Source organism: Tsukamurella sp. 8F, assembly GCF_029167375.1.
GTDB lineage: Bacteria > Actinomycetota > Actinomycetes > Mycobacteriales > Mycobacteriaceae > Tsukamurella.
Window position 1 is genome coordinate 162,575 of sequence record NZ_JARFTP010000003.1, and the last position, 20,822, is coordinate 183,396.

Here is a 20,822-nt window from a genome sequence, read left to right on the forward strand (position 1 = left end):
GTGCTCGCACACGTGCGGCCGCACCGCTAGGTTGGGTACGGGAACTCATAGGGGAGGTTCGATGCGTCGTTCGACGTCGTTCGCTGCGGTGGGGGCCGCGGCACTGATGCTGACCGGGTGTGCGACCACCGTCGCCGGCAACCCCGTCGCCGATATGAATGCTTTGAAGGCCATGCTGGACACGGGCTCGTTCAGCACGTCCAAGCGCACGATCGACCCGCCCACGGAGGCGCAGGCGAGGGCGCTGGAGGCGCGGCGGATGCTCGAGATCGTCCCGTTGGGTACGGAGATCGATCCGAGTCTGAAGTGGACCAACGGGGTCGCTTCGGCGACCGCGGTCGGCATGAAGATGGGCTTCGGCAGCGGGATCGGCAACGCGCTGTCCGGCATGCAGCTCGGGATCACCGTGGACGTGAAGGATCAGTCGCCGAGCCAGACGGGGTTGCCGAAGAAGGATCTGTACACCGCCGTCGTCCGCATGAGATCCGATGCCGACGCGACCAGCGCGGTCGCTGATCCGCGCGTCATGGCCACCGACGATCCGCAGTTCGGGGTGACGCAGCCGCCTAAGGTGCCCGTCCCGGTCAGCACCGCCGGCGCGAAGGCGTTCACGCAGACCAGCAGCGACTCGTCCCAGACGATGGCCGTCCTCGCCCACGGAAGATTCGTCATCGTCGTCTACACACGCGGCCTGAAGACCGCGGCCGTCGACGACTTCCTCGGGCGACAGGTCAAGGCCCTGGACGGTTTCACGCCGACCGCCGACGACAAGCTGACCTCGCTCCCGGTCGACAGGGACGGCGTCGGGGCCTTGACTCTCGCGCCCGAGCGGGCGTCGTTCGACACCTACGGGTGGTCTACGGCGCGTGGTCTCGTAGCGGCACAGACCAGCATCACCGACGGGCAGAAGGACTTCGCGGACGCGGGCGTCGACGTCATCGGGGTGGGCGGCAACAACGTGTACCGGGCCAAGGACGCCGCGGGCGCGAAACTGCTCGCCGACCGTTTCATCACCGAGTCGAAGTCGTATTACACCGGTGCCACCGAGTACAACGTCGGCGGCGTGCCCGGGGCACGGTGCGTGACATGGAAGACGGTGCTCCGTACCACCAACTACTGCGTCGTCCCCGTCGGCCGCTACATGGCCGAGTACGGGGCGATCCAGCAGGCCGAGGCCAAGCAGGCGACCTCCGCCGCGTACCTCATACTCAGCAAGGCGTGACGGTGCGCACGGAGCTGCTGGCGGGTGTAGCGCTGTGCCTCCTCACGCTCACGGGATGCACGGCGACGGTGACCGGTACCCCGATCGCGGACCGGAGTGCCGTCGATGCCGCCCTGGACACCGGCTCGTTCCCCACGTCCCCGAGGACGATCGCGGCACCGTCGGAAGCTGAGGGCAAGGTGCTCGAGACGCGGCGCATGCTCGAGGTGATCCCGACGCTCTCGGACGTCGACCCGGCGATGAAGTACATGCAGGGGATGTCTGTCGTGACCGGCGACGGCCTGGCGTCTGCGTTCGGTAGCGGCGTCGGCGCGGCGCTGTCGGCGATGCAGTTCGGCGTGACCGTCGATGCGCGGGACCAGGCGCCGGGAGCCAAGGGCCTCGACTTCCACGAACTGATCGGGGGTGTCGTTCGTATGGCCTCGGAGGCCGACGCGGCGAAGGCAGTCGCCGATCCGCGCGTCCTCGGATCCGACGGCACACAGTTCGGATACACGTCGCCGCCCAAGATTCCGGTAACCGTCGACGGCTTCCCGAATGCGAAGGCGTTCACCAAGACCGACTCCGGCAGGACTCGCACAGTTGCACTTGCGCAGCACGGGCGTTTCGTCGTTGTGGTGTGGAGCGGAAGCGCGAAAGCCGGTGCGGTGCAGGACTTCCTGCGGCGCCAGACCGAGGCCCTCGACGGCTTCACCCCGACCGCCGACGACAGGCTCACGACCCTTCCACCGGACAGGGACGGCATCGAGACCCGCACGCTCCCCAGCAAGTACTCCGCGGCGCGGGTTCCGTCGGAGTACGGGTGGTCGACGCAGCGCGGCCAGTTGCATTTCATGGCGAATACCGATGCGGCCGCCAAGGATTTCGCCGATGCGGGGGTCGATCTCGTCGGCATGGGTGGCAGCAACGTCTACCGCGCTAGGGATGCGGCAGGCGCGGTGCTGCTCGGGGACAGGTTCATCACCGAATTCAAGGGCTACTACGCGAGCTCCGAAGAGAGCAACGTGCCCGGCGTGCCCGGAAGTCGTTGTCTTGCGATCAAGACCGATAGCGACGGCTTCTCGCTGTGTGTGGTGGCCGTGGGGCGCTACCTCGCCGAGTACCAGGCGATACAGCCGACGGAGGCGAAGCAGGCCACCGCCGCCGGTTATCTGATTCTGAAGAAGGCTGGGTGACCATGCGGAAGATTCTGGCGGTCGTGTCGTCGTGTGCGCTCCTCGCGGGGTGCGCGACGACGGTGACCGGCACCCCCGAGGCCGATCCCAGCGGGCTCGCCTCGATGCTCAGGACGGGCTCGTTCGCCACGGAGAAGCGGGTGATCCCGGCCAGCACCGAGGCCACCGGCAAGATGCAGGAGGGCAGGCGGATGACCGAGCTGTTCCCGCCGCTGACGACGTTGGATCCCACGTTCCAGTACCACGGCCACAGTGGCGTGGGGGCACTCGAATCGGGGGAGGCGTCGGTGGGCAGCATTTTCGGCAGCGAGGTCGCGCCGGTGTTCGCGGGGCGCGAGGTCGGGGCGATGGTCGGCGCGAACGACTCCAAGCCCGCTCCGGCGACGTCGTCGAAGAACGTGCGAGGCGCCACCGTCGCGCTCCTGCGCATGCCGAGCGAACAGGCAGCCACGGCGGCGGCTACCGACAATCGGCTTATGACACCGTCGTCGAACAAGGACAACCCGGCCAAGATCCCCACCACCGTCCCCGGGTACGGCTCGTCGACCGCGTACACGCAGGACTGGGGGAGTTCCGGTAAGGAGACGGTCGCGTTCGTGGCGCACAAGCAGTACGTGATCGGGTTCTACACGGAGGCCACGCCGAATCAGATCGCCGGATACCTGGATCCACTCACCAAGGCCGTCGACGGGTTCGCCCCGACGCCTGTCGACGAGTTCACGACCCTGCCGTCGGATAAGGACGGGATCGCATCCCTCACCCTGCCGCCGAGCAACGGCGACCGTGACGGGTGGGCGTCCGCGAAGGCCGCGATCTGGGACCAGGACCACTTGACCACGGATCTGAAGGCGTTCACGGATGCAGGCGTGGATATCGTCGGCTACGGCGCCAACCAGGTCTACCGTGCCCGCGACGCGACGGGTGCCGCGTTGCTGCGGGACCGTTTCATGGCGGAGGCTCGAGATTCCTACGCGGAGGTCAAGGCGATCGCGGTGCCGGGCGTGCCGGACGCGCGTTGTATGAACATCAAACTCTATTCGAACCTCGACCAGCACGCGATCTACTGCCTACTCGCCGTGGGTCGGTACATGTCCGAGTACAGCACCAACCAGCAGGAGGAGGCGATCCAGGCGACGTCCGCGGAGTACCTGATCTTCAAAGGCGCCAAATGACGGTCTTGACGCCCCCGTAGTGGTTAGTCCGCCTCGGCCTCCGTCTTGATCGCGGCCAGGGTCTGCTTCATCCCGACCAGCAGTTCGCGCTCGAAGGGCTCGGTTCCACCCATGAGAGTGGAGATGAGGAACGCGCTCGCCGCCGAGGTCTTGCCGTTCGGGGCCTCGCGCCGCTCGACGACGGTGGTGCGATCGCCGTCGGGCACGAGGGTGTAGCTCCAGGTCGTGTTGTTCTCGACGACGCGGAAAGCGACCTTCTCGTTCTCGTCGAACGCGGTGACGACGGTATTGGTGGGCCACACGCGCCAGCCCTTACGGTTGACGTTGATCATCTTGGTGCCGAGGCCGATATCGCCGCCGCGCACGATGACCTTGCGGCACTGCGGGCTGCGCTTGCTCATCGCCTGCAGGTCGGAGACGACCTTCCAGACCTTCTCGGCGGGCGCGTCGATGACGATGGTGGACTCCAGTACAGGGCTAGCCATGCCTGGATAGTAGCGCCATGTAGCCCGCGCCACGATCACACCTTGCACTCGCCATGCGTGAGTGCTAAAACGGACCTAGCACTCGATCTATGTGAGTGCTAGGTCGGGAAGGTGAGGCCGGGCCCTCCGCTACACGCGGGGGTGACACGCCGGGTCGTCCGTCGCGGGCACCGATTCGACCTAGACAGACGTGTCCAAATTATGGGCCTACCCGGTCCTAACTGGAGGAATCACTTCGCAATGGCCAAGATCATCGCGTTCGACGAAGAGGCCCGCCGTGGTCTCGAGCGGGGCCTGAACGCCCTCGCCGATGCTGTCAAGGTGACGCTGGGCCCCAAGGGTCGCAACGTCGTCCTCGAGAAGAAGTGGGGCGCCCCCACGATCACCAACGATGGTGTGTCCATCGCCAAGGAGATCGAGCTGGACGACCCGTACGAGAAGATCGGTGCCGAGCTCGTCAAGGAGGTCGCCAAGAAGACCGACGACGTCGCTGGCGACGGCACCACCACCGCTACCGTCCTGGCGCAGGCGCTCGTGCGCGAGGGCCTGCGTAACGTTGCGGCCGGTGCCAACCCGCTCGGCCTCAAGCGCGGCATCGAGAAGGCCGTCGATGCGGTCACCGAGTCGCTGCTCAAGTCCGCCAAGGAGGTCGAGACCAAGGAGCAGATCGCGGCCACGGCCGGCATCTCCGCCGGCGACCCCGCCATCGGCGAGCTCATCGCCGAGGCCATGGACAAGGTCGGCAAGGAAGGCGTCATCACCGTCGAGGAGGCTCAGACCTTCGGCCTGAGCCTGGAGCTCACCGAGGGTATGCGCTTCGACAAGGGCTTCATCTCGGGTTACTTCGCCACCGACGCCGAGCGTCAGGAGGCCGTGCTCGAGGACGCCTACGTCCTGCTGGTGTCGAGCAAGATCTCGACCGTCAAGGACCTGCTGCCGCTGCTGGAGAAGGTCATCCAGTCCGGCAAGCCGCTCGCGATCATCGCCGAGGACGTCGACGGGGAGGCTCTGTCGACCCTCGTGGTGAACAAGATCCGCGGCACCTTCAAGTCGGTCGCGATCAAGGCGCCCGGCTTCGGTGATCGCCGCAAGGCGATGCTGGCCGACATGGCCATCCTCACCGGTGGCGAGGTCATCTCCGAGGAGGTCGGCCTCTCGCTGGAGACCGCTGGTCTCGAGCTGCTGGGCCAGGCGCGCAAGGTCGTCGTCACCAAGGACGAGACCACCATCGTCGAGGGCGCCGGCTCGCAGGAGGCCATCGCCGGCCGTGTCGCGCAGATCCGTGCCGAGATCGAGAACAGCGACTCGGACTACGACCGCGAGAAGCTGCAGGAGCGTCTCGCGAAGCTGGCCGGCGGCGTCGCCGTCATCAAGGCCGGTGCCGCGACCGAGGTCGAGCTCAAGGAGCGCAAGCACCGCATCGAGGACGCCGTCCGCAATGCGAAGGCTGCGGTCGAGGAGGGCATCGTCGCCGGTGGTGGCGTCGCTCTCGCTCAGTCGGGCAAGGTCTTCGAGGGCCTGTCCCTCGAGGGCGACGAGGCCACGGGTGCGAATATCGTCAAGGTCGCGCTCGACGCCCCGGTGAAGCAGATCGCGGTGAACGCGGGCCTCGAGCCCGGCGTCGTCGCCGAGAAGGTGCGCAACAGCCCGGCCGGCACCGGCCTCAACGCCGCCACCGGCGAGTACGAGGACCTGCTGGCCGCCGGCATCAACGACCCGGTGAAGGTGACGCGCTCGGCGCTGCAGAATGCCGCGTCGATCGCCGCACTGTTCCTCACCACCGAGGCCGTGGTCGCCGACAAGCCGGAGAAGGCCGCGGCTCCCGCGGACCCGACCGGCGGCATGGGAGACATGGGCTTCTAACCCGGCTCCGCACCGACCGAGACGATCCGGCCCGCCCCGCGACGAGGGGCGGGCCGGATCCGTTTCGCAGCGACCTGCGCGCCGTCACTTCTCGCGGACGGCCCGCGGGCGGGCGACGGCCTGTGCTGCGAGTCGCTCCAGCGCGCGCTCGGACGCGGTACCGGCCGCCGCCTGGTAGGCGACGACGAGCTGCCCCGGCGCCGCAGCGACCTCCAGCGTCGACCACTCGAGCTCCAACACGCCGAGGTCCGGGTGGGCGATCACCTTGTGCCCGTTGGTCTTTCCCTGGACCTCGCCGCCGCCCCACAGTCGCGCGAACAGTTCGCTGCGCACTGAGAGCTCACCCACCAGCGCCATCAGGCGCGGATGCGACGGATTCGAACCCGACAGTGCGCGCAGGTTCCCGACGGTCTCCGTCGTCACCGTCTCGTAGTCCAGAAAGACCTCGCGTGCCTGGGGATCGAGGAACAGCGACCTCGCCATGTTGTCGCCGACCTCCAGTCCGATGCCGCGGTGCAGTTCCTCCCCCGATGCGTTGGTGCCGATCAGGTCCAACAGCGAGTTGGTGACGATGGTGGGATTGGGCCACGAGTCGATGAGTCGCCGCAGCACGGGCGCGATCTCGTCGACGACGTCGCCGCCGCGGTCGGGTGGGAGCTCCGCGAGCCTGGCGAGGTGCGCGGCACCGTGGGCGTCCAACTGCAGCACGTCCACGAGTGCGGCGACGACGGCGGGAGACGGCCTGCGGTCGCGCCCGCGTTCGAGGCGGACCAGATACTCGACGCTGATACCCGCCTGCGCCGCGACCTCTTCGCGTCGTAGCCCGGGCGTGCGGCGAACGCCCATGGTGCGCAGCCCGAGTGACGCGGGGTCCACGCGTTCGCGGCGTGCGCGCAGGAATTCACCCAGCTGGTTCTCCACATGCACCACCGTACCGAGAGCGGCAGGGCCAGCCAGGTAGTGCGACTACCCGTGAGCGGCGCGGTCTGTCTGTGTGCGCCGTCGCCCGCGATCGTTGTCCGCATGACGAATCTGGAGAACCGCACAGCACTCATCACCGGCGCCGGAACGGGTATCGGCGCCGCGACCGCCGCCGCCCTCGCCGCCGCGGGCGCCCGCGTCGCGCTCATCGGGCGCCGCGCCGACCGAATCGCGTCGGTCGCACGGGAGGTCGACGGTGCCTATGCCGCCGCGGATGTCACCGATCGGGCTGCCCTCGCCGCCGCCGTGGGCGAGCTCCGGGCGCAGGTCGGAACATTCGATCTCGTGTTCGCCAACGCGGGAGCGATGCTGGCCGCGCCCTTCGACACCGCCGACGTCGGCGAATGGGATCGGATGGTCGGGGTCAATGTGACCGGTCTGCTCAATACCGCCCGCGCGACGATCGGCGACTTGACGACGGCGGCCGCACACGGTCCGGCGGACCTCGTGCTCACCAGCTCCATCGGCGCGCACATGGTGTTGCCGGGCTACGCGGTGTACACGGCGACCAAGGCGGCGGTCACGCACCTCACGACCAATCTGCGCGCCGAGTTCGGGCCCCGTGGCGTCCGGGTGCACGCGATCGAGCCGGGCATGACCGAATCCGAGCTGGGCGACCACATGTCCGACCCGGACGCTCGAGAGTTTCTGCGGCAGTTCACCATCGATAATCCACCGATTCCCGCGTCGGCGATCGGAGACGCCGTCGTGTGGAGTACCTCGCTTCCCGCGAACGTCAATGTGGCCTCGATGATCGTGCTGCCCACGGCGCAGGGATAGACCGTGTGCCCGGATCACGGCCGGAGCGGGTGGGCATCGCTGTGGGGGCGATGCCCACCCGCTCCAGCCGAGATCTGGACCGCCGTCGGCTACAGCTGGGGCATGACCTCGGCCGCGACCCACTCGATGTGCTCGAGGTCGGACTGGTCGAGGATCTGCAAGTACACGCGGGTGACCCCCGCATCGGCGTAGGCGCCGAGCTTGTCCACGATCTCCGCCGCCGAGCCGGCGAGGCCGTTCTCTCGCAGCTCGCTCACCTCGCGGCCGATGGCCGCGGCGCGGCGGGCGATGGTCGGCTCGTCGGGACCGGCGCACAGGACCAGCGCAGCCGACCGCACGATCGACCTCGGATCCCGGCCGCGCGCCTCGCACGCGGCGTCGATGCGTCCGAATGCGGCGCGGGCCTCGTCGGCCGGGACGAACGGGACGTTGAACTCGTCGGCGAGTTCGGCGGCGAGTGCGGCGCCGCGCTTCTTCGCGGCACCGCCCAGCACGATCGGCGGACGCGGAGTCTGCACAGGCTTGGGCAGCGCGGGCGAGTCGGTGACGGTGAGGTGTTCACCGGGGAAGTCGAACGTCGAACCCACCGGCGTCTCCCACAGCCCGACCACGATCCGCAGGGTCTCCTCGAACCGGTCGAAGCGCGTCTTGACATCGGGGAACGGGATCGCATACGCGGCGTGCTCCCGCTCGAACCAACCGGCGCCTAGACCGAGTTCCACACGGCCACCGGACATCTGATCCACCTCGGCGACTGAGATCGCGAGCGGACCCGGGAACCGGAAGGTCGCCGACGTGACCAGGGTGCCGAGGCGGATCGTGGATGTCTCGCGTGCGATGCCGCCGAGGGTGACCCACGAATCGGTCGGGCCGGGGAGGCCCTCGGTGTTCATCGCTGCATAGTGGTCGGAACGGAAGAACGCCCCGTAGCCGGCCGCCTCCGCGGTCCGGGCGACGGCGAGCTGGTCGTTGTAGGTTGCGCCCTGCTGGGGTTCGACGAAGACACGGAATTCCATGTCATCAGGATGCCCCACGGTGCGCCGCAGTGCCGGGCCGGACCCCGAGCAGGACCGCGTACTCGTCGCGCAGTTGTTCCCAGCCGTGGCCGAGGGCGTCGACGCCGACCGCGCGGCTCGGGTTGCCGGCCAGCCCGCGGTCCAGCGCGTCGAGACAGATCTGCCATCCCGCACCGAAACTCGGCAGCATGTCCCGCCGCGCGGTGGAGTGCTCTAGCGTGAGGACACAGCCGTCGGCGCCGTCCTCGAGTCGCCAGCGCAGTACGTCGTCGCCCCAGCGGTGCACGAGTTCATGCGGAGGTTCGATCGCGAGCACGTCGCCGGAGATCGTCTCGTCGTCTGGGTTCTCGCGCACCCTGCGAGGCCCGACCGTGTCGAAAGCGGTGTCCGGCACCGCCGGTGACCACTGCGCCAGGCGATCGGGTGCAGTGAGCCACGGCCAGACCGTCTCGGCAGGATGGGCGAATGCGCGACGGAGGGTGAGCACCCAGGTGCCGTCGCGGTCTTCGAGTGTGGTGTCGAGAGTCATTGCTGCTCCTTGGCTTCGGCGTCGATGAGGGTGGACAGGTGGTCCAGGCGCATGGACCACTGGCGTGCGTAGGGCGTGACCCACGCGAGCACGGCGGGTAGCGGGTCCTCGGCGAGGTGGTAGACGCGGCGCTTACCGGCCACCTCGACGTCGACCGCGCCGGCCTCTCGCAGCACGCCCAGGTGTTTCGAGGCGAGCGACTGGGAGATCCCGAGGGTGGAGACGAGCGTTCCCACGTCCGCCGGCTCGGCACGCAGTGAGTCGAGGATCCGGCGCCGAGTGGGGTCGGCGATCACGGCGAATGCGTCCACCGATTCATAACACCAGCTACTCATATGAATGTCAAGTGATAGAAGAAGGCGTACCGTCGGGGCATGTCCTCCCGAGAGCTGCTCCGTGACGCATTCACTCGCCTCGTCGAACACGCCGAGGCCGTCACCTCGGGTCTCGAGCCCGACGTGGCCGACTTCCGGCCGGCGCCTCACGCCAACTCGATCGCGTGGCTGGTCTGGCACAGCGCCCGTGTACAGGACGCGCAGGTGGCCGACGTGGCCGGCGTCGAGCAGGTCTGGACCGCGCAAGGCTGGGCGGCCCGATTCGCTCTCGATCTTCCAACGGACGCAACGGGATACGGGCAGTCTGCTGACGAGGCGGCGCGCGTCCACGCGCCCGCCGAACTTCTCTCGGGGTACTACCGGGACGTGCACGAGCTGACACTGCGCTATGTCGAGACGGTCACGGGCGACGAGCTCGCGCGGATCGTCGACGCGGCGTGGGACCCGCCGGTGACGGCGGCGGTGCGGCTGGTCAGCATCGTCGACGACTGCGCCCAGCACCTGGGCACCGCGGCGTACTTGCGGGGCGTGGCGCGCGAGCTCCACATGGCTTGAGAGAATCGTCGGCGACAGAAGTCAGTGTGTAGAGAGAGGACTACGACGTGGCCGCCGAGACCCTGCAGTTCCAGGCCGAGACGCACCAGCTGCTGGACCTGATGATCCACTCGGTCTACTCCGAGAAGGACATCTTCCTGCGGGAATTGATCTCCAACGCGTCCGACGCGCTCGACAAGCTGCGTCTCGCCGCGTACCAGGACAAGGATCTGAGTGCCGATACGGCCGACCTGCACATCGAGCTGAAACCCGATGCCGAGGCGCGCACGCTCACCATCGCGGACAACGGCATCGGTATGAGCCGTGAGGACGTCGTCGAGCTGATCGGCACGCTCGCCAAGTCCGGCACCGGGGAGCTGCGCCGCAAGCTCGCCGAGGCGGCCGAGGCCCGCGACTCGGGTGCGTCGGCAGAGCTCATCGGCCAGTTCGGCATCGGCTTCTACTCCAGCTTCATGGTGGCCGACAAGGTCACGCTGGAGACTCGGCGGGCGGGTGAAGAGGTCGCCACGCGCTGGGAGTCGTCGGGCGAGTCCACCTACACCGTCACCGACCTCGCGGCAGGCGAGGGCCCGGCGCAGGGCACGGTCATCACTCTGCATCTCAAGGCCGAAGACGCGGACGACAGCCTCCACGACTACACCTCCGCCGACGTGCTGCGCCGAATCGTCCGGCGTTACAGCGATTTCATCGCGTTCCCGATACGCATCGGCGACGACGTCCTCAACTCCATGAAAGCGCTGTGGACGCGGCCGCGTAGTGAGGTCACCGACGAGGAGTACACCGAGTTCTACCGCCACGTCAGCCACGCCTTCGACGAGCCGCTCGAGACCATCGACGTCAAGGCCGAGGGGACCTTCGAGTACCAGGCGTTGTTGTTCATCCCATCGCAGCCGCCGTTCGACATGTTCTACCGTGGCTACAAGACGGGCCTGCAGCTGTACGTCAAGCGCGTCTTCATCATGGACGACTGCGAAGCGCTGATACCGCCGTACCTGCGCTTCGTGAAGGGTGTCGTCGACGCACAAGACCTGTCGCTCAACGTCTCCCGGGAGATCCTGCAGCAGGATCGGCAGCTGACGATGATCCGCAAGCGCCTGGTGAAGAAAGTCATCTCCACCGTCAAGGCGCTGCGCGAGAAGGACCGTGCGAAGTACGAGGCCTTCTGGGCCGGTTTCGGATCCGTCTTCAAGGAGGGGCTGCTCGACGATCACGACAACCGCGATGCGCTACTCGAGGCGAGCGTCTTCGAGACCACCGCGTTGCCCGCCGACGGCGACGCCCCCACGCGGACCTCACTCGCCGAGTACGTGTCCCGGATGCCTGAGGGGCAGGAGAAGATCTACTACGCCACCGGCGAGTCCCGCCGTCAGATCGAAGCGTCGCCGCACCTGGAGGCATTCCGCGCCAAGGGGTTCGAGGTCCTGATGCTCACGGATCAGGTCGATGAGTTGTGGGTCACCGGGGTTCCGGAGTTCGATGGCAGGGAGTTCGCCTCGATCTCGATGGGCGAGGCCGACCTCGGCGACGATGGGATCCCGGAGAAGGAGGACGGGTTCGCGTCCTTGACATCGTGGCTGGGTACCGTGCTGGAGGACCGCGTGAAGCAGGTGCGTCTCACGTCGCGTCTCACGACGTCGCCGGCGTGTCTGGTAGGCGACTCGTTCGACATGCCGCCGGCCCTGGAGCGGATGTACCGTGCAAGCGGCCAGGAGCTCCCGAGGTCCAAGCGGATCCTCGAGCTCAACCCGGAGCACGAGCTCGTCGCCGGGCTTCTCGCGAAGGTCCAGGCGGAGGGCCTGGGTTCGGCTACCGAGGCGGTCTCCGGCGAAGACACCTCCAGCGAGGACACGTCGGGCGAGAACGCTTCGGGTGAGGATGGAGTGGCCGCCTCTGATCTACAGGGCGAGGAGGCCCCGCAGGCCGCGGAGGCTCCTCGCACGCCGGAGGTGCCGGAGACGGCGGAGGCGCCGGAGGCTCTGGTCGACGCGGCGGAGTTGCTCTACGGGTCGGCGGTACTGGCCGAGGGGGGAGAGCTCGACGAGCCCGCGGCATTCGCCGCCCGCCTCGCCCGTCAGCTCGCGCGAGGCCTCTGACCGATTCCGGTCCGTCTCGTGACGAAGGTTCGGCTACACAGGGATCTCCCGGCTAGGTTAGCCTGGGCTTATGAAGTGGGAGAATTTCGTCGTCACCCTGGAGTCGAGCGAACGGATCGCCGCGAACCTGCTGCGAGCGCGGTTCGCGGTCGGCGGGGGAACCGGTCCCGGATACCTGCCGATCGCGCCCGGCGACGAATCGATTGCCTTCTACTTCTCGGGCGACGCCGAGGAGCTGCACGCTCGTACCAGTACCAACCCGAAGGCATTGGGCGGCTGGGAGATCGTAGACGACGATCGCAGCGCAGGGCATCGCAACTACACCATCCGATCGTACGATGCGGACAGGCAGGAGATGGTCGTCGACTTCGCGGACCATCCGCACGGCCCTGCGATCGATTGGCTCCGCCAGGCCGAGCCCGGTTGGCGCGTGCTCGCGGCCGGGCCGCGCTCGTGGTACGCACCGCCCACGCACCTCACGCACCACGTTCTCGCCGGCGACCTGGCTGCTCTGCCGGCCCTGGCCCGGATCCTCGAGTCCACCCCCGACGGGGTCCGGGTCACCGTCGTAGCCGAGATCCTGGACCGCTCGGAACTGGCCTACCTGCCGGAACGTGCTGACACCACGACGATCGAGCTGATCGGTGGCAACGGGAGGAGCGAGTCGCGGCTCGCGACGGCCCTTCCCGACCTCGATCTCGGTGACGACGCGTACTGCTGGCTCGCCGGGGAGGCTGCGGATACACGCGCAGCTAAGAAGCACCTTCGTGGAATCGGCTGGGGCCGCGAACGTTACGATATCGTCGGATACTGGCGAGCCAACGCCGAGGAGTGGACCCGCCGGTTCGAGGCCGGCGCCGACCGCTATCGCAAGGTCTATCAGGACGCGCTGACCTCGGGTCGCTCGCCGGAGGAGGCGCTGGACTACTACGAGTCGGTTCTGGAGTCGGAAGGGCTTTAGGCTCAGGCGATCACGGCTCTCGGAGAGCCTGCCGTACCTGCTCCTCCTCTGTCTTGGCGACACGTCCCATCGCGTATTGGAGAGTCGGCGGCGCCATGATCGACGTGGCGATGGCGATCAGCACGATCACCGTGTAGATGCTCGGGGAGAATACGCCGATACGCATGCCCGTCATCGCGATCACGATCTCGACCGCACCTCGCGTGTTGAGTCCGGCACCCAGTGCGAGGGCCTCCCATCGAGTCTGACGCACGAGGCGCGCGCCGACGTAGGCCCCGCAGAACTTCGATACCACTGCGAGGGCCAGTAGGGAGAGCGCGGTCAACGCGACGGTCGGATCGGCGAGGAGTGTCAGGTCGACGCGTAATCCTGCTGTGGTCAAGAAGATCGGGGCGAGGATTGTGATGGTCACCGTCCGCAGCGGCGCGATGAGCCGGGGGTTCCGGGGACCGATCACCATACCTGCGAGGAAGGCGCCGAGGATGGCCTCCAGGTGCAGTGCCTGGGTTGCAGCCGCACATGCGACGATGATCACGGCGCACAGGGGCGCCAGGTACATGGTCGACGACTCCGAGTTCTCGACCTTCGCCAGCAGTGGCCGGACGAGCGGCTTCACTAAGAACAGCGCGATGCCGATCGCCCCCGCGCTGGCGAGCAGTGCAGCGGCGACGTCGCCGCTGCGCAGGCCGACCGTAGCCATCGACGATGTGATCGACAGCAGCACCCAGGCGACGGCGTCGTTGGTCGTTCCCACCGCGAGGATGAGCTGACCGATGTTGCGGTGCAGCAGGTTCATCTCGGTCAAGATCTTCGCGATCACAGGGATCGCGCTCACCGATACCGCGGTGCCGAGCAGGAGCGCCAGTACCGTCGTGGAGACGCCCTCGGCGTGCATGCTCGCCGGTATCAGGAAGCCCGCGGCGACGCCCGCCGCCAATGGCACGACGAACGCGCAGACGCCGACCACCGTGACCACCCGGGCTCGACGACGTACGAAGGCGGAGTCGAGCTCGGCCCCGGCGAGGCCCACCAGCAGGACCACGCCCAGCTGTCCTACGGCATCCACCAGGTTCTGTTGGGATGCGTTCGAGGGGAACAACCACTCCTGGGCTGCGGGCCACAGCTGACCCAGTACGGACGGACCGATCACCACGCCGGCGATGATCTCGCCGACGACCGCCGGGAGGCCGATTCTGCGTGCGATCCAGCCCATGGCCGACGCAGTGGCCAGGAGCAGTGCGATCTGCATCAGGACGGTCGTCAACGTGCCCGAAGCGATGAACGGGACCGGGGTCGCGGAATGCACCAACTGACTAAGCACCTCCAGCGGGGAAGCCTGACCTGTACGACCGTACGGCGCTGCCGCGTGCCGCCGGAAGATCCGTATGCAACTTAGGTGAGCCTCCCATTAGCTGATACCGTACGGGAGTGGGCTGGATTGGGCGAAACAACATAATGTGCATGAATCTGTCTCGGGGTCTGGTCGTTTCGTGACTGTGTCGATCGTGACGGGTGCGGCCGGCGGCATCGGCCGCGCCGCCGCCCTGCGCGCCGCCGCGACGGGGCCCGTCGCTCTCCTGGACCGCGACGCCGCCGGGCTGGAGGCGACTGCGCGCGCCCTGCGCGATGCCGACGGGGTCTGCCGGATCGTCGAGGTCGACCTCGCCGACGCCGGCTCGGTCGAGAGTGCCGTCGCCGAGATCGAGCGTGAGACGGGGCCTGTGGACGCGCTCGCCCACTGCGCGGGGGTGCTCGCGACCGGGCCGCTGATCGATGCGACGCCGGACGACTGGCGCCGCCTCCTCGACGTGAACCTGCTGGGTACCGTCCACATCATCACCGCGGTCGGACGCCGAATGACCGGGCGCGGTCGCGGCTCGATCGTGGTCGTGGGTTCCAACGCGGGCGTCTCGCCGCGCGTCGGGCTGGGCGCATACGGCGCATCGAAGGCCGCCGCGCACTCCGTGGCCCTGACCCTCGGTCTGGAGCTCGCCGAACACGGCGTCCGCGTGAACGTCGTCGCTCCGGGGTCCACCGATACACCCATGCAGGAGGCGTTCGGCGGCGCTCAGGCGGCCGCCGTGGCAGTGGCGGGCGACCTGAGCCGTCACCGTATCGGAATCCCCCTGGGGCGCATAGCCGATCCCGACGACATCGCAGCCGCAATCGACTACCTGCTGGGCCCTGGGGCGAGACACGTGACCACGCAGGTCCTCACCGTCGACGGGGGTGCGACGCGCTGATGGGTGACTACTACCCCGCGGACTTCGCCGCGCGGTATCGCGCGGCGGGGTACTGGACGGACGAGACTTTCGCACGCTTCCTGCCGGACGCAGCGGCGCGCTTCGGCGACGCCGAGGCCCTCGTCGGCACGGACCATGCAGGTGAACGGGTCCGACTGAGCTATCGCGACCTCGACGCCGCAGCGGCCCGTACGGCGACCACGCTGCGCGAGGCGGGCATCGTCGCCGGTGACCGCGTCATCGTCCAGTTCCCCAACATCACCGACTACGTCACCGCGCTGTTCGGTGTCTTCCGCCTCGGAGCCGTTCCGGTGTTCGCGCTCCCAGCACACCGGCGCAGCGAGATCTCCCACTTCGCCGAGGTGTCCGGTGCGAAGGCGTATCTCACGGTCGGCGTGCACGCCCGGTTCGACCACCGGCAGCTGGCGCGGGAGGTGGTACGGCAGCACCCGCTGACGGTTCTCGTGGCCGACCCGGATCCGCAGGAGTTCACGGCGCTGGCGCCGGGGCGCGAGCCGACCGGTCCAGCCGATCCGGATCCCGAAGACCTTGCGTTCCTGCAACTCTCGGGCGGCACCACCGGCATGTCGAAGCTGATCCCGCGTACGCACGCCGACTACCTGTACTCGGTGCGCGAGTCCGCCGCCATCTGCGGGCTCGGTCCGGATACCCGGATGCTCGTCGTGCTGCCCGCTGCGCACAACTTCCCGATGAGCTCGCCCGGCATCCTGGGCGTGCTCCACGCGGGCGGCACCGTCGTGCTCGGGCCGGATCCATCGCCGTCGGCGGCGTTCGCGCTCATCGAGAGTGAGCAGATCACCGCAACGGCGCTGGTCCCCCCGCTCGCGATGCTGTGGCTGCGGTCCCGCCCCCTGATCGACGCAGACCTGTCGTCGCTCCAGGTCTTGCAGGTGGGCGGAGCGAAGTTTCCCGAGGAGGCGGCCCGGCGCGTTCGCGACGAGCTCGGCTGCAGCCTGCAGCAGGTCTTCGGTATGGCCGAGGGGCTCGTCAACTACACGCGCGCGGACGATCCCGAAGAGCTGGTACTGACGTCCCAGGGGCGTCCGATCTCACCGGACGATGAGGTCCGCGTGGTCGACGACGGAGGTGCGCCGGTACCGGAAGGCGAACCGGGGCACCTGCTCACGCGCGGGCCGTACACGATCCGTGGCTACCTCGGCGGCGTGGACGCCGAGTCCTTCGATACCGAGGGCTTCTACAGGACCGGCGATATCGTGCGTCGCCTGCCCACGGGACACCTCGTGGTCGAGGGCCGCGCCAAGGACCAGATCAACCGCGGCGGCGAGAAGATCGCGGCCGAGGAGGTGGAGAACCATCTGGTGGCTCACCCCGACGTGGTGGACGCCGCACTGATCGCTGTGCCCGACAGCCTTCTGGGCGAGCGCAGCTGCGCCGTGGTGCTCGCCACCGACCCTCCCACTGCGGCCGGCCTGCGCGAATTCCTCACCGCGCGTGGGGTGGCTGCATACAAGGTGCCGGACCGTTTCGAGTTCGTCGCCGAGTACCCCACCACCGGCGTCGGCAAGATCAGCCGACGCGAGCTCCGGCGGCGCCTCGGCGACGCCCTCGCGATCGCCGACGAGTCGTAAGGAGAACCGTGAGCCTCCCCCGAGCCGTGTCCTATCCGATACCCGAGCCGGACTGTCCTCAACGCGTCGACTGGGTCGTCGATCCCAGCCGCGCCGTGCTGCTCATCCACGATATGCAGGACCACTTCGTGCGGACGTACGATCGCGGACGTGATCCGTGGCGTACCGCTGTTCCCAATATGGTCGCATTGCGTGCCGCCGCGAGGAAAGCGGGTGTGCCCGTGGTCTATACGGCGCAGCCCGGCGACCAGGATCCCGAGGAGCGTGCTCTGCTGGCCGACTTCTGGGGCCCTGGCCTCGTCGCAGCCGACGAGGCCGTGATCGACGAACTGAGGCCCGAGGCCGGCGACGTCTTGTTGACCAAGTGGCGCTACAGCGCGTTCGCGAAAACGGATCTGGCGGAGCGGATGCGTGCCTGGGAACGTGACCAGCTCGTGATCGTCGGGATCTATGCACACATAGGGGTGATGACAACGGCGCTCGACGCGTTCATGCGGGACGTGCAGCCGTACGTGGTGGGCGACGCGGTCGCAGACTTCACCGCGGAGGACCACGCCCATGCCATCCGACACGTTGCCGCCCGTTGCGGTCGGGTGCAGACGACGGCCGCGGTCGCGAGCGCGCTGTCCGAGGCGGAGGTCACGGCATGACACCGCATTTCATCCTCGCATCTGACGGCGAATCCCTACACGCGCGCGGTGTGGCCGCGACGTTCACCGAGCCTGCCGCGGCCGCAGCGGCGTTACGCCGCGGCCGCCACCGGATCGTGGTGGGCGCACTGCCGTTCGACCTCGAGGAGCCGGCCGCCCTCAGTGCGCCCGACACCTTCGGGTTCGGTCCCGGTGCGCCCGTCGCCTCGTCGGGTTCACTGCCTGCGCTGATGGTCGTGGGTGAGACCCCCTCCCCGGAACAGCATGTCGCACGGGTCGGGGAGTTGATCGAACGCATCCGGCGTGGCGAGGCCGACAAGGTCGTCCTTGCACGCGCCGTCGACTTCGCAGCGACGAGTGCGCTGGACACCCTCGCGATGGCATCCATGCTGGCGGCGAGCGATCAGGCGGGCAACGTATTCCACGCAGATCTGTCCGCGGCCGGCGACGCCCACGCAGGGCGGGTCCTCGTCGGTTCGAGCCCAGAGCTTCTGGTCCAACGGCGCGGACGTACTGTCGTGTGCCACCCGCTGGCCGGCACCGCGACGGAGCCGGACGGGCTGCTCGAGTCGGCGAAGGATCGCGACGAGCACGCCTACGTGGTCGACGCGATCGCCGACGCCCTGGGCCCGCTGTGCGTCGATCTGGATGTGCCGCAGGCTCCGTCGCTCACGGCCGCAGGCGAACTCTGGCACCTTGGGACCGTGGTCCGCGGCACACTCCGCGACTCCGGAACGTCCGCTCTCGATCTGGCGTTGGCGCTGCACCCCACACCGGCGGTGTGCGGGTTCCCTCGTGTGTCGGCTGCCCAGCTCATCCAGGAGGTGGAGGGCCCACGCGGCTTCTACGCCGGGGCCGTCGGCTGGACCGATGCCGAGGGCGACGGCCACTGGCGGGTCTCGATCCGCTGTGCCGAGGTGGCGGAGGACCGGATGTCGTTGCGGGCGTGGGCGGGAGGTGGCATCGTCGCTGCCTCCGTTCCCGAGCGTGAACTGGAGGAGACGTCGGACAAGCTGCGAACGGTGCTCGGGCCGTTCGATATCGAGGAGTTGGTGTCGTGAGCGTGGACGTAGTGGATGTCGTCGGAATCGGCGCCGGCCCTTCGAACCTCGGGCTGGCCGCGGCGATCGATGAACGTAACCGTGCGGGCGGTGAACCGTTGACCGTGCGGATCTTCGAGCGCAAACCGTCGTTCGGCTGGCATCCGGGGATGCTGCTCGACGGTGCGACGATGCAGATAGCGTTCCTCAAGGACCTCGTCACGCTGCGTAATCCGCGCAGCCCGTTCGGATTCCTGAGCTACCTCGAGGAGCGCGGTCGCCTGGTCGACTTCGTCAACCATCAGACGTTCTTCCCGACGCGCATCGAGTTCACCGACTACCTGGGCTGGGTGGCGGACAGTGTCGATGCCGGGATCGACTACGGGAGCGACGTCACACGTATCGACCGTTGCGATGGCGGCGACGGCGCACGCTTCGAGGTGGCCGTGACCGGGCCCAACGGCGCCGAGGTGGTGCGTGCGCGTTCGGTCGTCGTCGGATCTGGTCTGCGCGAGCGGCTGCCGGAGTGGGCGTACGGACCGCGCATGTTCCACAACCACCGCATACTCGAGCATCTCGCGGCGCTCGACGTGCGCGACGAGTCGCCTCGTTTCCTGGTGGTCGGCGGTGGTCAGAGTGCCGCGGAGGTGCTGCGGCACCTGCACTCGGAATACCCGGCGGCGGTCGTGGAGTCGGTGTTCAACAGCTACGGGTTCCAGCCTGCCGACGACAGCCCGTACGCCAACCGGGTATTCGATCCCGACGCGGTCGACGACTTCTTCGGAGCCGCGCCGGCAGTGCGCTCCGAACTCATGGACCGGCATCGGACCACGAACTACGGATGCGTGGACCTCGAGCTGATCCAGGAGCTGTATGCGATCGAGTACACGGAGAAGGTGCGTGGCCGCCGACGCCTATGGATGCACCCCGTCACGGAGGTGATCGCCGCACGGGAGGACGGCAACGGCGTCGACGTCTCCGTACGGGAACGGCTCACCGGCGAGGTGTGGACTCGACGCTATGCAGCGGTGGTGTGTGCCACCGGGTTCCGATCAGTCGGTGCATCGGAGGTGCTGGCGCACTGGCGGATCGCCGATAACAGCGTCACCGTGCGACGCGACTACCAGCTGGCCGTGGACGGCGATCCCGTACCGGGACTGTACGTTCAGGGTGCTACGGAGGAGACACACGGTCTCGCGTCTACGCTGCTCTCGAACATCGCCGTCCGCTCCGGCGAGATCCTCGACAGCCTGCTGATGGACGCACCGAGCACCGTCGCACCAGCCGGCAGCGAGAACGAATAACCCACCGAACAAGGAGAAGTCATGTCTACCAACCCGTTCGATGACGAAAACGGCCGCTTCTATGCCCTCGTCAACGACGAGGAACAGTACTCGTTGTGGCCCACATTCGCTCCCGTGCCCGAGGGCTGGACCGTGGTGTTCGGCGGCTCCGACGGAGCGGGGCGGCAGGAGTGCCTCGACTACATCGAGCGGACCTGGACAGACCTGAGGCCACGCAGCCTCCGCGAGGCGATGGCGCAGTCCGTGGGCGCCGCTGAGGAATCCCGATGAGAAGGACACTGGTCAACGGAAAGATCCACAGGGCCACGGTGACCAGGGCCGATCTCCACTACGTCGGCTCTGTGACCATCGACCAGACCCTCATGCGGGCCGCCGACATCGTCGAGGGTGAACGGGTGCAGATCGTCGACATCACCAACGGCGCCCGCCTCGAGACGTACGTCATCACGGGCGAGCCCGACAGCGGCCTCATCTGTATCAACGGTGCGGCAGCGCATCTGGTCGATCCGAACGACCTGGTGATCATCATGTCGTTCGTGGCGCTCGAGGACCACGAGCTGAAGGGGCACGCGCCCAAGGTCGTCCACGTGGACTCCGGCAACAGGATCGTGTCTCTCGGGAGCGATGCCGCGGAACCGGTGCCGGGGGCGGAGGACCAGCTGTCCTCGCGGTGAGTGAGCGCCGTTGCCGTTCGTGGACGTTCGACCTGGGAGCGTTGGAAGTTCGATCAGCGTAGCCTGAGCCGGCAGGTGTCGCCGACATGCCCCGTTGGGGCCGTGCCTGTCGTGTAGGAGTGTCACGACACGTG

At 68.0% G+C, this 20,822-nt stretch carries 21 protein-coding genes; 15 read left to right on the forward strand and 6 right to left on the reverse strand.

The window, feature by feature from the left end; genetic code table 11:
* The first annotated feature begins 61 nt into the window (after positions 1-61).
* From P0W64_RS03570 to P0W64_RS03580, 3 genes are read left to right on the forward strand one after another with little or no spacing between them, the layout of a single operon-like run.
* Positions 62-1,222 (forward strand): hypothetical protein, encoded by a 1,161-nt coding sequence (locus P0W64_RS03570; RefSeq protein ID WP_275478686.1) that lies wholly within the window; start codon positions 62-64, stop codon positions 1,220-1,222.
* Positions 1,219-2,397, forward strand: coding sequence for a hypothetical protein (locus P0W64_RS03575; protein ID WP_275478687.1), 1,179 nt, complete (start codon positions 1,219-1,221; stop codon positions 2,395-2,397). Before P0W64_RS03570 ends, P0W64_RS03575 begins: the two co-directional genes overlap by 4 nt.
* Positions 2,398-2,399: 2 nt before the next feature.
* Positions 2,400-3,569 carry a hypothetical protein gene (locus P0W64_RS03580; RefSeq protein ID WP_275478688.1) on the forward strand — a complete coding sequence of 390 codons (1,170 nt, stop codon included), beginning with the start codon at positions 2,400-2,402 and terminating at the stop codon, positions 3,567-3,569.
* A gap of 23 nt (positions 3,570-3,592) precedes the next feature.
* Here the strand turns inward: P0W64_RS03580 and P0W64_RS03585 are convergent, their stop codons facing one another.
* Complete coding sequence (locus P0W64_RS03585; RefSeq protein ID WP_275478689.1) at positions 3,593-4,054, reverse strand: SRPBCC family protein; 462 nt, start codon at positions 4,052-4,054, stop codon at positions 3,593-3,595.
* A 240-nt stretch (positions 4,055-4,294) separates the two neighbouring features.
* Between P0W64_RS03585 and groL the strand changes: the two genes are divergently transcribed.
* A complete protein-coding gene (gene groL, locus P0W64_RS03590; RefSeq protein ID WP_275478690.1) occupies positions 4,295-5,917 on the forward strand; it encodes a chaperonin GroEL in 1,623 nt (540 codons plus the stop codon).
* 84 nt (positions 5,918-6,001) lie between these two features.
* Here the strand turns inward: groL and P0W64_RS03595 are convergent, their stop codons facing one another.
* Positions 6,002-6,838, reverse strand: coding sequence for a helix-turn-helix transcriptional regulator (locus P0W64_RS03595; RefSeq protein ID WP_275478691.1), 837 nt, complete (start codon positions 6,836-6,838; stop codon positions 6,002-6,004).
* A gap of 102 nt (positions 6,839-6,940) precedes the next feature.
* On the opposite strand from P0W64_RS03595, the gene P0W64_RS03600 reads away from it, so the two are divergent.
* A complete protein-coding gene (locus P0W64_RS03600) occupies positions 6,941-7,678 on the forward strand; it encodes an SDR family NAD(P)-dependent oxidoreductase (protein WP_275478692.1) in 738 nt (245 codons plus the stop codon).
* 89 nt (positions 7,679-7,767) lie between these two features.
* Here the strand turns inward: P0W64_RS03600 and P0W64_RS03605 are convergent, their stop codons facing one another.
* Genes P0W64_RS03605 through P0W64_RS03615 form a run of 3 tightly spaced genes read right to left on the reverse strand, consistent with a single transcriptional unit; the run spans position 7,768 to position 9,534 of the window.
* The gene (locus P0W64_RS03605; protein ID WP_275478693.1) at positions 7,768-8,694 is read right to left on the reverse strand and encodes an LLM class F420-dependent oxidoreductase; all 927 of its coding nucleotides are present in this window, start codon (positions 8,692-8,694) and stop codon (positions 7,768-7,770) included.
* A gap of 4 nt (positions 8,695-8,698) precedes the next feature.
* Positions 8,699-9,223 carry an SRPBCC domain-containing protein gene (locus P0W64_RS03610; protein ID WP_275478694.1) on the reverse strand — a complete coding sequence of 175 codons (525 nt, stop codon included), beginning with the start codon at positions 9,221-9,223 and terminating at the stop codon, positions 8,699-8,701.
* Positions 9,220-9,534 (reverse strand): metalloregulator ArsR/SmtB family transcription factor, encoded by a 315-nt coding sequence (locus P0W64_RS03615; protein ID WP_275478695.1) that lies wholly within the window; start codon positions 9,532-9,534, stop codon positions 9,220-9,222. Before P0W64_RS03615 ends, P0W64_RS03610 begins: the two co-directional genes overlap by 4 nt.
* 63 nt (positions 9,535-9,597) lie before the next feature.
* On the opposite strand from P0W64_RS03615, the gene P0W64_RS03620 reads away from it, so the two are divergent.
* The 3 genes from P0W64_RS03620 to P0W64_RS03630 all read left to right on the forward strand — a co-directional run bounded on the left by P0W64_RS03620 (position 9,598) and on the right by P0W64_RS03630 (position 13,167).
* Positions 9,598-10,113: a mycothiol transferase gene (locus tag P0W64_RS03620; protein ID WP_275478696.1), complete on the forward strand. Its 516-nt coding sequence runs from the start codon at positions 9,598-9,600 to the stop codon at positions 10,111-10,113.
* Positions 10,114-10,160: 47 nt separating this feature from the next.
* Positions 10,161-12,206, forward strand: a complete 2,046-nt coding sequence (gene htpG / locus P0W64_RS03625; protein ID WP_275478697.1) for a molecular chaperone HtpG — start codon at positions 10,161-10,163, stop codon at positions 12,204-12,206.
* 70 nt (positions 12,207-12,276) lie between these two features.
* Entirely contained in the window at positions 12,277-13,167 is an 891-nt protein-coding gene (locus P0W64_RS03630) for a siderophore-interacting protein (RefSeq protein ID WP_275478698.1), read from the forward strand.
* Positions 13,168-13,177: 10 nt separating this feature from the next.
* Here P0W64_RS03630 and P0W64_RS03635 read toward each other — a convergent pair whose 3' ends face one another.
* Positions 13,178-14,473 carry a cation:proton antiporter gene (locus P0W64_RS03635; protein WP_275478699.1) on the reverse strand — a complete coding sequence of 432 codons (1,296 nt, stop codon included), beginning with the start codon at positions 14,471-14,473 and terminating at the stop codon, positions 13,178-13,180.
* 184 nt (positions 14,474-14,657) lie between these two features.
* On the opposite strand from P0W64_RS03635, the gene P0W64_RS03640 reads away from it, so the two are divergent.
* The 7 genes from P0W64_RS03640 to panD are packed head-to-tail and all read left to right on the forward strand — an operon-like array spanning position 14,658 to position 20,688.
* Entirely contained in the window at positions 14,658-15,410 is a 753-nt protein-coding gene (locus tag P0W64_RS03640) for an SDR family NAD(P)-dependent oxidoreductase (RefSeq protein ID WP_275478700.1), read from the forward strand.
* Positions 15,410-17,020 (forward strand): AMP-binding protein, encoded by a 1,611-nt coding sequence (locus tag P0W64_RS03645; RefSeq protein ID WP_275478701.1) that lies wholly within the window; start codon positions 15,410-15,412, stop codon positions 17,018-17,020. Before P0W64_RS03640 ends, P0W64_RS03645 begins: the two co-directional genes overlap by 1 nt.
* Before the next feature lie 8 nt (positions 17,021-17,028).
* Positions 17,029-17,670, forward strand: coding sequence for an isochorismatase family protein (locus P0W64_RS03650; RefSeq protein WP_275478702.1), 642 nt, complete (start codon positions 17,029-17,031; stop codon positions 17,668-17,670).
* Positions 17,667-18,731 (forward strand): chorismate-binding protein, encoded by a 1,065-nt coding sequence (locus tag P0W64_RS03655; RefSeq protein ID WP_275478703.1) that lies wholly within the window; start codon positions 17,667-17,669, stop codon positions 18,729-18,731. Before P0W64_RS03650 ends, P0W64_RS03655 begins: the two co-directional genes overlap by 4 nt.
* Entirely contained in the window at positions 18,728-20,014 is a 1,287-nt protein-coding gene (locus tag P0W64_RS03660; protein ID WP_275478704.1) for a SidA/IucD/PvdA family monooxygenase, read from the forward strand. The genes P0W64_RS03655 and P0W64_RS03660 overlap by 4 nt, the downstream gene beginning before the upstream one ends.
* A 21-nt stretch (positions 20,015-20,035) precedes the next feature.
* Positions 20,036-20,284 (forward strand): MbtH family protein, encoded by a 249-nt coding sequence (locus tag P0W64_RS03665; protein ID WP_275478705.1) that lies wholly within the window; start codon positions 20,036-20,038, stop codon positions 20,282-20,284.
* Positions 20,281-20,688 carry an aspartate 1-decarboxylase gene (panD, locus tag P0W64_RS03670; RefSeq protein ID WP_275478706.1) on the forward strand — a complete coding sequence of 136 codons (408 nt, stop codon included), beginning with the start codon at positions 20,281-20,283 and terminating at the stop codon, positions 20,686-20,688. The genes P0W64_RS03665 and panD overlap by 4 nt, the downstream gene beginning before the upstream one ends.
* Positions 20,689-20,822: the final 134 nt, after the last annotated feature.

Coding starts and splice junctions, on each gene's coding strand:
- P0W64_RS03610 (WP_275478694.1), bottom strand. CDS start 9,223: ATGACTCTCGACACCACACTCGAAGACCGCGACGGCACCTGGGTGCTC.
- P0W64_RS03585 (WP_275478689.1), bottom strand. CDS start 4,054: ATGGCTAGCCCTGTACTGGAGTCCACCATCGTCATCGACGCGCCCGCC.
- P0W64_RS03645 (WP_275478701.1), top strand. CDS start 15,410: ATGGGTGACTACTACCCCGCGGACTTCGCCGCGCGGTATCGCGCGGCG.
- panD (WP_275478706.1), top strand. CDS start 20,281: ATGAGAAGGACACTGGTCAACGGAAAGATCCACAGGGCCACGGTGACC.
- P0W64_RS03600 (WP_275478692.1), top strand. CDS start 6,941: ATGACGAATCTGGAGAACCGCACAGCACTCATCACCGGCGCCGGAACG.
- P0W64_RS03655 (WP_275478703.1), top strand. CDS start 17,667: ATGACACCGCATTTCATCCTCGCATCTGACGGCGAATCCCTACACGCG.
- P0W64_RS03570 (WP_275478686.1), top strand. CDS start 62: ATGCGTCGTTCGACGTCGTTCGCTGCGGTGGGGGCCGCGGCACTGATG.
- groL (WP_275478690.1), top strand. CDS start 4,295: ATGGCCAAGATCATCGCGTTCGACGAAGAGGCCCGCCGTGGTCTCGAG.
- P0W64_RS03580 (WP_275478688.1), top strand. CDS start 2,400: ATGCGGAAGATTCTGGCGGTCGTGTCGTCGTGTGCGCTCCTCGCGGGG.
- P0W64_RS03665 (WP_275478705.1), top strand. CDS start 20,036: ATGTCTACCAACCCGTTCGATGACGAAAACGGCCGCTTCTATGCCCTC.
- P0W64_RS03605 (WP_275478693.1), bottom strand. CDS start 8,694: ATGGAATTCCGTGTCTTCGTCGAACCCCAGCAGGGCGCAACCTACAAC.
- P0W64_RS03620 (WP_275478696.1), top strand. CDS start 9,598: ATGTCCTCCCGAGAGCTGCTCCGTGACGCATTCACTCGCCTCGTCGAA.
- P0W64_RS03630 (WP_275478698.1), top strand. CDS start 12,277: ATGAAGTGGGAGAATTTCGTCGTCACCCTGGAGTCGAGCGAACGGATC.